This is a genomic window from Segeticoccus rhizosphaerae (genome assembly GCF_009192725.1).
GTDB lineage: Bacteria > Actinomycetota > Actinomycetes > Actinomycetales > Dermatophilaceae > Segeticoccus > Segeticoccus rhizosphaerae.
In genome coordinates, this window is sequence record NZ_VOHR01000076.1 from 1 (window position 1) to 14,278 (window position 14,278).

Annotated in this window: 13 protein-coding genes; 7 read left to right on the forward strand and 6 right to left on the reverse strand. The window is 69.3% G+C overall.

Annotated features, from left to right (window positions below):
- Both FRW57_RS08490 and FRW57_RS08495 read right to left on the reverse strand, forming a co-directional pair.
- Window positions 1-1,268, reverse strand: a 1,268-nt coding sequence (locus FRW57_RS08490) for a PucR family transcriptional regulator (RefSeq protein ID WP_162529309.1), incomplete at its 3' end; no start/stop codon positions are given.
- Between the two features lie 44 nt (window positions 1,269-1,312).
- Window positions 1,313-2,461: an acyl-CoA dehydrogenase family protein gene (locus FRW57_RS08495; RefSeq protein WP_152185802.1), complete on the reverse strand. Its 1,149-nt coding sequence runs from the start codon at window positions 2,459-2,461 to the stop codon at window positions 1,313-1,315.
- Window positions 2,462-2,603: 142 nt separating this feature from the next.
- On the opposite strand from FRW57_RS08495, the gene FRW57_RS08500 reads away from it, so the two are divergent.
- Complete coding sequence (locus tag FRW57_RS08500) at window positions 2,604-3,749, forward strand: CaiB/BaiF CoA transferase family protein (protein WP_137122512.1); 1,146 nt, start codon at window positions 2,604-2,606, stop codon at window positions 3,747-3,749.
- Between the two features lie 27 nt (window positions 3,750-3,776).
- Here the strand turns inward: FRW57_RS08500 and FRW57_RS08505 are convergent, their stop codons facing one another.
- Window positions 3,777-4,442: a GntR family transcriptional regulator gene (locus FRW57_RS08505; protein ID WP_162529310.1), complete on the reverse strand. Its 666-nt coding sequence runs from the start codon at window positions 4,440-4,442 to the stop codon at window positions 3,777-3,779.
- A gap of 103 nt (window positions 4,443-4,545) precedes the next feature.
- Here FRW57_RS08505 and FRW57_RS08510 point away from each other — a divergent pair, with 103 nt between their 5' ends.
- The 5 genes from FRW57_RS08510 (at window position 4,546) to FRW57_RS08530 (ending at window position 9,547) form a co-directional block, all read left to right on the forward strand.
- Complete coding sequence (locus FRW57_RS08510) at window positions 4,546-5,493, forward strand: ABC transporter substrate-binding protein (protein ID WP_137122514.1); 948 nt, start codon at window positions 4,546-4,548, stop codon at window positions 5,491-5,493.
- Complete coding sequence (locus FRW57_RS08515; RefSeq protein ID WP_238384781.1) at window positions 5,490-6,434, forward strand: amino acid ABC transporter permease; 945 nt, start codon at window positions 5,490-5,492, stop codon at window positions 6,432-6,434. Before FRW57_RS08510 ends, FRW57_RS08515 begins: the two co-directional genes overlap by 4 nt.
- Window positions 6,431-7,243: an amino acid ABC transporter ATP-binding protein gene (locus FRW57_RS08520; protein ID WP_274381612.1), complete on the forward strand. Its 813-nt coding sequence runs from the start codon at window positions 6,431-6,433 to the stop codon at window positions 7,241-7,243. Before FRW57_RS08515 ends, FRW57_RS08520 begins: the two co-directional genes overlap by 4 nt.
- Before the next feature lie 30 nt (window positions 7,244-7,273).
- Window positions 7,274-8,626, forward strand: coding sequence for a M20/M25/M40 family metallo-hydrolase (locus FRW57_RS08525; protein ID WP_203230264.1), 1,353 nt, complete (start codon window positions 7,274-7,276; stop codon window positions 8,624-8,626).
- A gap of 96 nt (window positions 8,627-8,722) precedes the next feature.
- Window positions 8,723-9,547: a HalD/BesD family halogenase gene (locus FRW57_RS08530; protein ID WP_152185804.1), complete on the forward strand. Its 825-nt coding sequence runs from the start codon at window positions 8,723-8,725 to the stop codon at window positions 9,545-9,547.
- Between the two features lie 80 nt (window positions 9,548-9,627).
- Here the strand turns inward: FRW57_RS08530 and FRW57_RS08535 are convergent, their stop codons facing one another.
- On the reverse strand, window positions 9,628-10,548 hold the full coding sequence (locus FRW57_RS08535; protein WP_137122516.1) for a LysR family transcriptional regulator: 921 nt from the start codon (window positions 10,546-10,548) through the stop codon (window positions 9,628-9,630).
- A gap of 221 nt (window positions 10,549-10,769) precedes the next feature.
- Between FRW57_RS08535 and FRW57_RS08540 the strand changes: the two genes are divergently transcribed.
- Window positions 10,770-11,591, forward strand: a complete 822-nt coding sequence (locus FRW57_RS08540; protein ID WP_238999378.1) for a HalD/BesD family halogenase — start codon at window positions 10,770-10,772, stop codon at window positions 11,589-11,591.
- A gap of 79 nt (window positions 11,592-11,670) precedes the next feature.
- On the opposite strand, the gene FRW57_RS08545 is transcribed toward FRW57_RS08540, so the two are convergent.
- Together FRW57_RS08545 and FRW57_RS08550 are read right to left on the reverse strand one after the other, a co-directional pair.
- Window positions 11,671-12,681: an acetamidase/formamidase family protein gene (locus FRW57_RS08545; protein ID WP_152185805.1), complete on the reverse strand. Its 1,011-nt coding sequence runs from the start codon at window positions 12,679-12,681 to the stop codon at window positions 11,671-11,673.
- Window positions 12,668-14,074, reverse strand: coding sequence for an APC family permease (locus tag FRW57_RS08550; RefSeq protein WP_137122518.1), 1,407 nt, complete (start codon window positions 14,072-14,074; stop codon window positions 12,668-12,670). Before FRW57_RS08550 ends, FRW57_RS08545 begins: the two co-directional genes overlap by 14 nt.
- Window positions 14,075-14,278 lie beyond the last annotated feature (204 nt).

Sequence of the window (14,278 nt, forward strand, 5' to 3'; positions counted from 1 at the left end):
CCCGCCAGCAGCACGGCGCCGAGCGAGAGCTCCACGGACCGGTGGACACCCGGACCCCGCTCGCCGGCGAGGCGCGCCTCGAGATGCGCCCGGCGCAGGCCCGTGATCCCCGGGTGAGCCGCACTGACACCGACCGCCGCGTGGGCATCGCGGTCCTGCAGCCGGGTCAGCAGACCTCGAGCAACGTCGTCGGCATCGGTCCCGGCAGACACGACGAGGACGACGCGGTCGTCGTGCCAGGCCGTCAGATGGCTCTCCTCGACATCGTCGAACAACCGCAGGATGGCGGTGGGGTGGCAGGTGAGTGCACGTGCTGCGCCATGTGCTCGGCCGATGACCACCCGGTGCTCCTCGTCGGGGGTCACGCCCAGGTCGGCGAGGCGGCGACGCGACTCCGCGTCCGATCCCGTGCCCTGCACGATGTCCTCGAGCACCTGCGCTGCCAGCGCGCGCTGTCCGCGCAGGACGGCGTGGCGACGGGCGATCTCGAGCCCGAGCACGTTGGCTGCCGACGAGAGGATGTCGGGCCGGGGCCGAGGAGCACAGGCCCTCAGGTAGGCCAGCGGCTCACGGTCGACGAGGATGGGCACCTCGCTCGTCGGACCCCAGCCCTCGCCCCCTTCGGCGACCGGTTCTCCGTCGGCCTCCTGCCCGGACACCTCGTGGCCTGCCACGTCCTGTGGCGCGCCGGTGCTCGCTGCCCCCGATGGGGTGGGCGAGTGCCCGGCGATCCACCGTCCGTCCCCGTCCACGAGGGCCACTTCTGCACCGGCACCGAGGTGCCTGGCCAGGGTCCGGACCAGGTGCGGCAGGCCGCGGCCGTCGAGCAGGTCGCGGAGCAGCTGGTCTTGGGCGAAGGCGCTGGAGCGCACCAGCTCGTACTGCTCGGCGAAGATCCGGTCGGCCACGAGGCGGCTGATCTGGATGAACGGCACCGAGACCGGCGAGTTGACCACGGCGAGCCCTGCCGTCTCGGCGGCCGTCACCAGCGACTGTGGCACCGCGTCGCGCACCAGTCCGGTGCCGATGCACAAGGCGGCGACCGGCACCTCGACGAGCTGGTCGACCAAGGTGCGCCACTGCTGGTCGGTGCGCTCCTGCAGAGCGGTGGTGCAGACCAGCTCACCGCCGCGCAGGAACGGCGCGGGCTCGCTGAGCTCGGTCGTGGCGACCCAGCTGATCTCGCGGTCACCCGGGTGGCAGTGTGAGGTCAGCGCCACCAGCTGTAGCGCAGGCTCCGCCAGCAGGGCGGCGACGGTGACGGACACTCCCGGAGTATCCCATCGGGGACGCTGCCGGGACGACCGGTCGGTCAGCGGGGCCCCAGCAGCTGGCGTGCGACGACCATCCGCTGGATCTGGTTGGTGCCCTCGTAGATCTGGGTGATCTTGGCGTCGCGCATCATCCGCTCGGCGGGGAAGTCCATGGTGTAGCCGGCTCCGCCGAGCAGCTGCACCGCATCGGTGGTCACGGACATCGCCGTGTCGCTGGCCAGGCACTTGGCTGCAGCCCCGAAGTAGGTCAGGTCCTTGGCGCGCTCCTGACTGCGAGCGGCCGCGGCGTAGACCATCTGGCGGGCCGACTCCACCCGCATGGCCATGTCCGCAAGCATGAACTGGACCCCTTGGAAGTCCGCGACCGCGTGGCCGAACTGGCGGCGCTCCTGGACGTAGCCGGTCGCGAGATCCAGTGCGCCCTGCGCGATTCCGAGCGCCTGGGCACCGATGGAGACACGGGTGTGGTCGAGCGTGCCGAGCGCGACCCGCATGCCGCGACCGCGCTCTCCGAGGAGCCGGTCGGCCGGGATGCGGCAGTCCTCGAAGTAGACCTCTCGGGTGACCGACCCGCGCAGACCCATCTTGCGCTCCGGCTCGCCATAGCTGATGCCCTCGTCGTCGGAGTGGACGATGAAGGCCGAGATGCCGCGCGATCCACGGTCGGGGTCCGTGACGGCGAAGACGATGAGGAACCGCGCCACGCCGGCCGAGGTGATCCAGGTCTTGACACCGTCGAGGACCCACTCGTCGCCGGACTCGGTTACGCGGCAACGCATCGCGCCCACGTCGCTGCCAGCCTCCCGCTCACTGATCGCGTAGGCCATCAGTGCCGCCCCGGAGGCGACCTCGGGCAGGTGGTCCTGCTGCTGCCCGGGGGTGCCGTGCAGCAGCAGGGGGGTGATGCCCAGCTTGTTGGACGTGAGGATCGACGAGGACGAGGCGCAGACGCGTGAGACCTCCTCGACGAGGATGGCAGACGCGATGGCATCCATGCCGTCACCACCGAACTCCTCGGGGATGCCCGGTGCGTGCATGCCGGCGGCGACCAGCCCGTCATACGACTCCTGGGCGAAGCCGCCACGGCGGTCCACCATGGCCGCGTTGGGTGCCAGCCTGTCCTCGGCGACACTGCGCGCCGCGGCGCGGAAATCGGCATACGTGTCGGGCAGGAGGTATGGCGTCACGAAGGCTCCTCGGTCGGGCTGCGGTCCCTGTCATGGGACCAGCCGTCCCCGCCCCGCTCAAGGTGCACGTGCACGAAGGGCTCCCCGGAGCTCGTGCGCGTGCACATGGCCCCCGCGTCATCGGCTGCCTAGCGTGGGCGCCATGCCAGCCCTCGACGGAGTCCGTGTCCTCGACCTCAGCCGGGTCCTCGCCGGCCCCTACTGCACCGGTCTGCTCGCCGAGCTGGGGGCCGACGTGGTCAAGGTGGAGTCGCCCGCAGGCGACGACGCCCGCCATCTCGGGCCGTTCACGGCCGGGGAGAGTGTTTACTTCGCCCAGCTCAACCGCGGCAAGCGCAGTGTGGTGCTCGACCTCAAGGACGATGCCGAGAGGGCGACCCTGCTGCGGCTCGTCGAGCAGGCCGACGTGCTGGTCGAGAACTTCCGTCCCGGGGTCACCGAGCGGCTGGGCATCGACCACGCCGCCCTGTCCGCGGTGAACCCGCGGCTGGTCTACACCAGCATCTCCGGATTCGGCCAGACCGGGCCGATGGCCGGGCTCCCGGCCTACGACCTGGTGGTCCAGGCCATGTCGGGTCTGATGGCCGCCACCGGGACGCCGGAGGGTCTGCCCACCCGGGTGGGGGAGTCGCTGGCCGACGTCGTCGCCGGCCTGTTCGCCGCGTGGTCCACGTGCGCGGCGCTCTACGAGCGGGAGCGGACCGGCCGCGGCCAGCACCTCGACGTCTCGATGCTCGACTCGATGATCTCGCTGCAGGTGACCGGGCTGAGCCTGCTCACGGCCACCGGAGTGCATCCGGGCAGGGTCGGCAACCGGCACCCGGTGTCCGCGCCGTTCGACACCTATCCGACCAAGGACGGCCTCGTGGCGATAGCCGTCGCGAACGACGCCGTCTTCGGCCGGTTCGCCGCGCTCGTCGAGCGGCCGGAACTGGCGACCGACCCGGACTTCAGCACGGACAGCGCTCGCGCGCAGCGGGTTTCGCAGATCACCGAGATCACGCAGGCGTGGACGTCGCGGCACACGAGCGGGGAGGTGTTGGCGCTGGCCGGCGCCGCCGGGGTGCCGGCCGCGCCCCTCTGGGACCTGGAGCAGGCGCTCGCCAGCGAACAGGTGCGCGGCCGTGGGCTGGTCGGCGAGTTCGACCATCCCGTCCTGGGCCCGACGCCCTACCTGGGCATGCCGGTGCAGGTCGAGTCGGGCCGACCTCGGGTGCGCAGCAGCCCGGCGCTCGGCGCGGACTCGCGCGAGGTCCTCTCCGACTGGCTCAGCGAGCTGGTCGGCTGAAGCAGCGACCATGCAGGCGCCGCGCCCTCAGGTGGCCTCGGACAGGGTCTCGCCGTAGCCCTCGGTCATGTGCTTCTCGGACAACGTCGTCAGGCGCTGGACGTCGTCGTCGAGGCAGGCCTGCAGGATCTGGCGGTGCTCCTCGATCATCCGGCCGACGTTCTCCTCGTCGTGGATGTAGGACCGGGTGATCCGACGGCTGACGGGGTGGTCCCAGAGCTGGTCCAGCATCGTCAGGAGGAGCTGGTTACCGGCCGGCTCGATCATCGCCTGGTGGAAGCGCCGGTTGAGGTCGAACTGCGCTGCGGCGTCGGTCGGGTCGGCCGCGGCCATCTCCTCGATGATGGTGTTGATGCGCGACGCCTGCACCCGGCTGAGCCCTCCGCAGGACTTCTCCAGCGCCAGCACCTCGAGGTTGCGGCGCACCTCGAAGACCTCGGTGATGTCCTGGTCGGTCAGGTCGTTGACGAGGTAGCCGCTGCCGGGGAGCCACGTCACCAGGCCCTCCTGCGCCAAGCGATTGAGGGCGTCTCGGACCGGGGTGCGAGAGACCCCCAGGTCGCCGGCCACCTGCTCCTGGACGAGCTTCTCATCGGCACCGTAGCGGCCCTCGATGATGGCGTCGCGGACGGACTCGTAGACGACCGTGCCCATCGGACGGGCGCCGGACCGACGAGCCGGGGAGCTGACCATGACGTGAACCGTACCCTCTTGTGGCTGCTGGATCCAGCGTATACAGTGCATCCACTCCTTGGCCGCGCCGTGCTCGCGAGGCCCCCCACGAAAGGCCTGACCCATGCGCTTGACCCGTTTGTGCGCCCTCACCCTCCCCGTGATCGGCATGATCGCGCTGTCCTCCTGCACCCAGGCGAGCCAGACCGCCGACCCCGCAGCCGGTGGCACGGGCGGCGGCCAGGGGGGAGGTGCGAGCGCGGCAGCGCAACCCGCCGCGAACACGAAGGTCGGCAAGGCGGCGAAGCTCGTGCCGGCCAGCGTCAAGGCGAAGGGCAAGCTCACTGTTGCCATGGACGCGTCCTACGCGCCGTTCGAGTACTTCGACAAGGACAACAAGACCATCATCGGCTTCGACGCTGACCTGTCCAAGGCCCTCGCCGGCAAGATGGGCTTGACCGCCGTCGACGTCAATGCGGGATTCGACACGATCCTGGCCGGCCTGACCAGCGGCAAGCACGACCTCGGCATGTCGGCGTTCTCCGTGACGCCGGAACGGGCCAAGACGGTCGACTTCGTCGTCTACCTCACGGGTGGGACGGGGATCGCCGTCCCCAAGGGAAACCCCAAGAACCTCACCATGGACCCGAAGCAGCTCTGCGGACTCCGGATCGCCGGGCAGAAGGGCTCGATCCAGGGGATCGACTACCTGCCGGAGTTCTCGAAGGCCTGCGTGACGGCGGGCAACAAGCCGATCACCATCCGCCTCTTCCCGTCGCAGAACGAGGCGAACCTCGCTCTGTCCAGCGGGCGCGTGGACGCCGTGATGGCCGACAGCATCTCGATGGCCTACCAGTCCAAGCTGTCCGGTGGACGGTTCGAGCTTGCGCCGGGTGAGGACTACGAGCCGACCAAGACCGGAGTGGCGCTGAAGAACGGGTCCAACCTCGTGCCCGCGATCTCGGCGGCCATGCATGAAGTCGTGGCGGACGGCACGATGAAGAAGCTGATGAACAAGTGGGGCATGCCCGACCAGTCGCTCGGCGATGACGCGGGTGAGGTCGTCAAGTGACCGCGGACCTGCGGCGCTCGAGCGAGGGCCTGTCGCCTTCGCCGGCGCCCGGGGAGGACCTGACGGTCGTACCCAAGCGACATCCCGGCCGGTGGGTGGCCGCAGCGGTGGTCGTGCTCATCGGAGTGGCCCTGCTGCGGTCGGTCGTGGGCAACGAACGTTTCCAGTGGGACGTGGTCAACCTCTACCTGCGCGACGTGTCCGTCGCCCAGGGCCTCTGGCTGACCATCTGGCTGACCGCCGTCTGCATGGTGGTCGGTGTCGTCCTGGGGATCGTCCTGGCCGTCATGAGGATCTCGGCCAACCCGGTCATCCGCAGTGGCGCCTTCGGCTACGTGTCCTTCTTCCGGGGGACACCGCTGCTCGTGCAGCTTCTCTTCTGGTACAACCTGGCGGCGCTCTATCCGGTGATCACGTTGGGGCTCCCCGGGATCCATCTGGACGCCAACCAGCTCATCACCCCGCTGACGGCGGCCATCCTCGGACTGGGACTCAACGAGGCGGCCTACATGTCCGAGATCGTGCGGGCCGGGATCATCTCGGTCGACCACGGCCAACAGGAGGCGGCCGGGGCGTTGGGCCTGACTCGGAGTCAGACCATGAGGCGCGTCATCCTGCCCCAGGCGATGCGGGTGATCATCCCGCCGACAGGGAACGAGACCATCGGCATGCTGAAGATGACGTCTCTGGTCTCGGTGCTGGCCGTGCCGGATCTGCTCTACTCGGCGCAGATCATCTACAACCGCACCTTCCAGCCCATCCCGCTGCTGATCGTGGCGAGCATCTGGTACCTCGTGGTGACGACCCTGCTGACCATCGGCCAGTTCTACGTCGAACGGCACTTTGCCCGTGGTAACAAGGTCCTGCCACCCACCCCTCTGCAACGGCTGAGAGCGTTGCTGGCCACCCACACCCCGCTCGCGAAGGGTGATCTGTCATGACCGAGTCGACCTCGACACGCCTGACCGCGGCGTCGCACGAGTCGCAGAACGACCCCATGGTGCGCGCCGAACAGGTGCGCAAGTCCTTCGGCCGGCTCGAGGTGCTCAAGGGCGTCGATCTGACCATCGGCCGGGGCGAGGTGGTGTGCATGGTCGGCCCGTCCGGGTCGGGCAAGAGCACCTTCCTGCGCTGCATCAACCACCTCGAACGCGTTGACGGAGGCCGGTTGTGGGTCGATGGCCAGGTGGTCGGCTACGAGCAACGCGGTAACAAGCTGCACGAGCTGGCGGACAAGGAGATCTGCAAGCGCCGCGGCCAGATCGGGATGGTCTTCCAGCACTTCAACCTCTTTCCGCACATGACGGTGTTGGAGAACCTCATCGAGGCGCCGCGGCTGGCCCTGAAGCAGCCGAAGGCGGACGTCACGTTGCGCGCGCTGTCGCTGCTGGAGCAGGTCGGTCTGGCGGACAAGAGAAGTGCCTATCCCCGGCACCTGTCCGGGGGTCAGCAGCAGCGTGTCGCGATCGCCAGGGCGTTGTGCATGCAGCCCAAGCTGATGCTCTTCGACGAGCCCACCTCGGCCCTCGACCCCGAGCTGGTGGGGGACGTCCTTGCGGTGATGCGCGACCTGGCCTCGAGCGGCATGACCATGGCGGTGGTCACCCACGAGATGAGCTTCGCCCGAGAGGTCGCTGACCGCGTCGTGTTCTTCGACGCCGGACAGGTCGTCGAGGAAGGACCCGCCAGCCAGGTCATCAACGACCCCCAGCACGAGCGGACCCGCGCCTTCCTGCGCGCGGTGCGTTGAGCAGATCGCGCAACGAAGGAGGAGCAGACCGTGACGGCCGAGGTGCAGGGAGCGGAAGTCGGGCGCGACCAGAGCAACGCCGTGGGTGATCGGTGGTGGGAGGACGCGGTCGCGACCTGCTCGACGTTGATCCGGATGGACACCCAGATCGGCGGCCCGGGGGAGCGGGCCGCCGCGGAGTGGGTCGCCACCTTCCTCGGCGACGCCGGTGTGGACTCCGAGCTGGTGGAGTCCGAGCCGGGACGCAGCACACTGGTCTCGCGCGTGCCTGGGCAGGACCCGACTCTCGACCCGCTGCTGGTGCAGATGCACCTTGACGTCGTGCCGGCCCAGCCCCACGAGTGGTCGGTCCACCCGCTCTCCGGCGAGGTCAGGGACGGCTACCTGTGGGGCCGTGGCGCAGTGGACATGAAGAACATGGTCGCCAGTGTGCTGACCGTCGTGCAGGAGCGGGTGCGCGGGGGACGGCTGCCCAGGCGTCCGCTGGTGCTGGCCTTCTTCGCCGACGAGGAGAACGCGGGAGTGCTCGGCGCCGAGTGGGCGGTGCAGCACCGACCGGACCTGTTCGAGGGCTGCCGCACCGCGATCGGTGAAGGTGGGGGCTACAGCGTCCCGATCCGCCCCGGGGAGCGGATCTATCCCATCCACACGGCCGAGAAGGGCTGGGCCGCACTGGAGCTCACGGCCCGTGCCGCCCCCGCGCACGCCTCACGACTCTACGATGACAACCCGGTCCGGGTGTTGGGGGAAGCCATCGGCGGGCTCACCCATGACCGCTTCGCAGTGCACCTGACCCCGCAGGTCGAGCAGCTCCTACGGACCGCGTGCGAGCTCGGCGGCGTGGCGTTCGACCCGGACCACCCTGAGGCCGCCCTGTCGCTGCTGGGGACCGAGGCCGATAACGCGGCCTCCGGCCTGCGGCACACTGCCCACGCAACACGGCTGTCCGCCGGCTACCAGAGCAACGTCATACCGGGCTCCGCGACGGCCGAGCTGGACTGCCGCTACCTGCCTGGGCGCTGGGACGAGTTCCGCGCGGAGCTGGACGCCGCGCTCGGCGACGGGGTGGAGGTGCGTGAGCTCGCGCGGACCGCCGGACTGGCGCCGACCGCGGACGGGCCCGATCCGGCTCTGTTCTCGGCTGCTTCGCAGGCTCTGCAGTCGGAGGATGCGACAGCGAGGGTCTCCTCGTTCATGCTGTCCGGCGGCACCGACGCGACGCACCTGCAACGACTGGGGATCGAGTGCTTCGGCTTCAACCCCTTGCTGTTGCCGGAGGACCTGGACTTCTGGTCGCTGTTCCACGGCATCGACGAGCGCATCCCGGTGGAGGCGCTGCACTTCTCCACCCGGGTGCTCGACCGGTTCCTCGATCTCTACTGACCTCCGCTGAATCCGAGACACCGCACTTCCTCCGGACCGGGCCGCCACAGGGCCATCCGGGCTTGCCGACCACGCCACGACAGACAGGAACCACCGATGACCGATACGACACCCGTCACAGCGCCGCCCTACGCCGATGTCGTGGACCTGGAGCGGTACCCGATCCACGAGCTGGACAGCGCGCGCGGGCGGGCGCTCGTCGACGCCTGTCGCGCCGACCTTGCGGAGACAGGCGTGTGCAACCTGGAGGACTTCATCACCGCGGAGGCGGTGGACGCCATGGTGCACCTCGCCGGAACGCGAGGCGGGGACGCGTGGGCTTCCGACCGGCTGCACACGATCTACTTCACGCCGGTGGACAAGTCGGTGCCGGCCGAGCACCCGCGCGCATACCAGGTGCGCTCGGCCAAACGCGGCATCGCCTACGACCAGATCCCCAAGGACGCGCCCTTGCGCAGGCTCTACGAGTCGGACGACCTGACGCACTTCATTGCCGCGGTCCTGGAGAAGCCGGTGCTCTACCGCAGCGCCGACAAGCTGGATGCGTTGCAGGTCACCGCGTTCCAGCCCGGCGAGGAGCTCGGCTGGCACTTCGACAACAGCGAGTTCTCGATGACGGTGATGTACCAACAGGCCGAGGCGGGCGGCGACTTCGAGTACGTCCCCGGTCTACGCTCGGAGGAAGACGAGAACCATGACGGTGTCCAGCAGGTGCTGCAGGGTGACCGGAGCGCCATCAAGGTGCTGCCGAGCGCGCCGGGAACGCTGGCCTTCTTCCGTGGCGAACACGCGCTCCACCGGGTGACGCCGATCGAGGGCGGCCGACCGCGGATCAACTCGGTCCTCACCTACGGCGAACGCCCGGACATGCGGCTCAGCGACCTGACCTCCGAGATCTTCTACGGCCGCACCTCATCCTGAGCTGAACCTGTCGCGAGGTATGCCGTCCAGGGCAGCTGCCGCGGACGGCATACCAGCCCCGCGCACCTGCCGGAACGCAGTCAGGGCACGGCGACCCGACTTGCCTCCTGCTGGGCCACCCGCACGAAGGCCTCGCCTGCGGGGATGCGGTAACGGTCACGGTGCCAGGCCAGACCCACGACCCGCGGTGCCACTCCCGCGAGCGGCACCGTGCGCACCCCGGTGCGGAAGGGGTCGACCGACAACCACGAGATGACTGCCGAGCCGACGCCCTCGGCGACGAGCCCGAGGATCGTGCCGTTGTCGTTGGAGCGCAACAGGATCTGGCTGGCGAGCTCCGGGCGGCCGAGACGGGACTCGACCGCGTGCACGTCGCGCATCCGGGCATACGTCACCAGCGGGTGCCCGGTCAGGTCCCTGGGGTGCACGGCGCTGCCGTCCCGACCGAGCTCGCTGTCGTCGCGGACGACCACGACGTAGGGGTCCTCGAGCAGCTCGCGGTGGGCGAAGGGCCCCGCCATGACCGGGTAGACGAGGAAGGTCAGGTCGAGCTCGCCCCGTTCCACCAGGTGCAGCAGCTCCTCGTCGTCCTCGGCCTCGGTCAGCTCCACGCGCACCTGCGGCCAGCTCGCCTGGAACTCGCGCAGGATGCGCGGCAGGAGCCGGGCGCCGACACTCTGGTAGCAACCGATCCGCAGCAGCCCCGACTCGCCCTCGGCGAGTGCGCGCAGGTCGGCGCGGGCGCTGTCCAACCGGGCGACGATCGCCTCCGCGTGCCCGAGGAGGACGCGCCCCGCGGCGGTCAGCGCGACCGGTCGCTGACCGCCCGGGCGTTCGAGGAGCCGCTGCCCGACGAGCCGCTCGAGCCGGCCGATCTGCTGGCTGATGGCGGACTGGGTGTAACCGAGCGTCTCGGCGGCTCGGCTGAACGAGCCCTCCCGACCGACGGCGGCCAGGGCCAACAGGTAGCGCAGTTCGAGCGCGCGCCTGGGTTCATTCATGCCGGTTCACCATGCACATTCATATGTCGGTCCCCTCACTGCGCCTGCTCCATCGGCCGGTGGCTGCGTCGCTGGCACGCCCGCGTACCGTTCCTGCTCAGATATTAGAATTTCTGATGAATAGGGTCAATGACTGGACTTGCTCTAATGATCTTGGCCGCCGCACGCTGGAGACCACGCGCACGGTCCGGTGCGCGAGCAACGACCACGAGGAGCCCACCATGACCCTGACCGCCACCACGGCGCCTGCCTACGCGGACGTCGTCGACCTGGAGCGGTACCCGATCCACGAGCTGGACAGCAAGCGCGGTCGCGCCCTCGTCGACTCCTGCCGCGCCGCTCTGGCCAAGGACGGCGTGTGCACGCTCGAGGGATTCATCACCCCTGAGGCGGTGTCGTCGATGGTCGAGCTCGCCGGTCAGCTGCAGGACAAGGCCTGGGCTTCCGACCGGACACACACGATCTACTTCGAGCCTGTCGACGAGAGCGTCCACGCCCAGCACCCGCGGGCCCACCAGGTGCGGTCGGCCAAACACGGCATCGCCTACGACCACATCCCCGGCGACGCGCCGATGCGACGGCTCTACGAGTCGGACGACCTGACCGCCTTCATCGCCGCGGCCCTGGAGAAGCCGGTGCTCTATCGCAGCGCCGACCCCCTGGATGCCCTGCAGGTCACCACGTTCCATCCCGGCGAGGAGCTCGGCTGGCATTTCGACCGCAGCGAGTTCTCGATGACGGTGATGTACCAGCAGGCGGATGAGGGCGGCGACTTCGAGTACGCCCCGGGCCTGCGCTCCGACGACGACGAGAACTACGAGGGTGTGCAGGAGGTGCTGCAGGGAGACCGCAGTCGTCTCAAGGTGCTCCCCAGCGCGCCCGGGACCCTGGCGTTCTTCCGGGGCGAGCACGCACTGCACCAGGTCACCCCGATCAAGGGGGCCACCCCGCGGATCAACTCGGTCCTCACCTACGGCGAGCGCCCCGACATGAGGCTCAACGACCTGACGTCCGAGCTGTTCTACGGCCGCACCTCCAGCTGACCGCCGGGAACCCACCAGCACGGGTATGCCGTCCGCTCACCCGAGCGGACGGCAAACCTGTGTTGGATGGCAGAGGAGGTCACACGTGGGTGCGGCCGATCTCGCGCAACCGCGTGTGGATCCCGTCATAGGCCTGTGCGCCGCCGAGCACCACGCGAGGCAGTTTCGCCAGCATGGTGTAGTTGGTGTCCACCACATTGCCGACCGGGGCGAGGCCGGCCTGGCTGACCAGCTGCAGGGCGTCGAGCTGCTCGAGGCCGGTCAGCTGTGCGGTCCAGGTGACGAGGTCGTGCTGGCTCACCCGGAAGGCGTCCTCGAGCGGTCGCACCGACCCGGTCGACATCAGGAAGTCGTCACTCTCCAGCCGTGGCCACCCCGTGCCGGCCCCCTTGACGACGTCGACCACGATCGTCGTGTCCATCGCCGCCTCGACCGCGGTGCCGCACACCTCGCCCTCACCCTGACGACAGTGGCCGTCGCCGATGGCCAGCTGCGCACCAGGGACGTTGACCGGCAGGTAGACGGTGGTGCCGGCGCGCAGCTCCGGGGTGTCCATGTTGCCGCCGTGCGCGCCGGGTGTGATGGACATGGTCACCTCACCGGCGGCTGGTGCGACACCGACGGTCCCGTGCATCGGATCCAGGGGCAGCTCGACCGTGTGGTCGCTCGCGCGCGCCGAGTAGCGGACCACGCCGGCGGCGGCGTCCACGGCATACATCCACACCCGTTCCTCGAGCGGCTCGTGCAGCATGGCGGTGGCGTGCGTGGTGGTGAGCGCGCCGAAGTGCGGGAAGGTCGCCGAGACCGCCCAGTCGCGGGCCGGGCGGATCGCCGCGAAGTGGACCGCGAGAAGGTCGCCCGGCTCGGCACCCTCCACGTGGATCGGCCCGGTCACCGGATTGAGGTAGGGGAATTCGCAGACCCGGCTCGGCAGGTCGGCGACCGACCGCACCTTGCCGCCGAAGCAGTCCTCGGTGCTCAGCTCGATCACCGACCCGGGGGGTACGCGCAGGAGCGGCTCGCCGCCGCCGAAGACATACCTGAGCTCGCCTGCCGCCGGCCGCAGCTCGAAGACCTCATCGCTCGACATCGTCGACCTCCTCGCTCATTCCGGCCAGCTCCGGCTCGCGCCGCATGGCCTTGAAGATGACCAGCACCACGACCCCGATGGCGAGCCAGACGAAGCCGAGCCGCTGGGCGGCGACGTTGGCGTTGATCACCACGTACAGCAGGATCGCGAAACCGATGACGGGGAAGACCAGGTGACGCCACCAGTCATGGCTGTGTTGGCGGACCACGAAGTGGTTGACCACCGAGACGTGCAGCACGAGGAAGGCCGTCATCGCACCGAAGTTGACGAGCGTGCTGAGCAGCGAGATCCCGTCGTCGCGGGAGGCCATGTAGAGCCCGAGTACGAGGGACACCGCCGCCACGAGCAGGGTGGCGTTGACGGGAACCTTGCGCCGTGGATCGATCTTGGCGAGGAACGAGGGCAGCTGCCGGTCCCTCGCCATCGCGAACAACAGGCGCGACGTCGCCGCCTGCGCGACCAGCGAGTTGGCGAAGCCCCACGCGATCGCGGTGGCCAGCGCCGCGAGCTTGGCGAGCCACGCGCCCCCGGCGACCTGGGCGGCGTCGTAGAAGGCCGTGCCGCCGGGGTCGCCCTGGCTGATCAGCTGGTCGGGGTTCGGCACGAGCAGAGAGGCGATCCACGTCTGCACGATGAACAACGAGCCCGCCAGCAGCAACGCGCCGATCATGGCCCTGCCCAGCGCTCGCGCCGACTCCTGGTTCTCCTCGGCCAGCATCGAGATGCCGTCGAACCCCAGGAAGGAGAGCACCGCGATGGAGACCGCGCCGAAGACCAGCGGCCAGGTGAAGGTCGCGTCGTTGAACAGGGGAGTGATGCTGAACCCCTGCCCCTTGCCGGCAGCCAGCGCGACGAGCCCGATCACGATGAAGATGCCCAACACGATGAGCTCACCGACCAGCATCACCTTGTTGACCTTGGCGGTCATCTCGATGCCCAGGTAGTTGACGACGGTGTTGAGAACCACGAAGAGCACCAACCAGATCCACACCGGGATGCTCGGCACGATGGTGTTCATCGCCACGCTGGCGATCAGGTAGAGCAGACCCGGCACGAGCACGTAGTCGAGCAGGATCACCCAGCCCGCGAGAAAGCCCACCCAGGGACGCAGTCCGCGGCCGGCATACGTGTAGACCGACCCGGCCATCGGAAACGCCTGCGACATCTGGGCGTATGAGTTCGCGGTGAAGATCATCGCCACCATGCCGATGGCGTAGGTGAGCGCGACCATGCCCCCCGAGCCCTGGAAGACGCTGCCGAAGATGCCGAACGGCGCGATCGGCACCATGAAGATGAGTCCGTAGACGAGCAGGTCGCTGAACCGCAGGGAGCGCTTGAGCTCCTGGCGGTAGCCGAACTGCTCTACGCCGTCCGTGGCGTGCTGCTGTGCCATCGCGGTCCTCCACCGGTAGGTATTTCCATGTGGAAGGAAACACCCAACCTGTCGGGAAAGCAAGAGGTCGATGTGCCGGTCGTCGTGTGCCGTGCCCTCACCGGAGCGCGACGAGGTCCAGGCCCTCGGCGCGTGCCAGCCGCACGCGGGGTCGTCGCGGCCGAAGGTGTGCCGCGGCCCGGGTGACCGCCCCCGGGTTGAGCG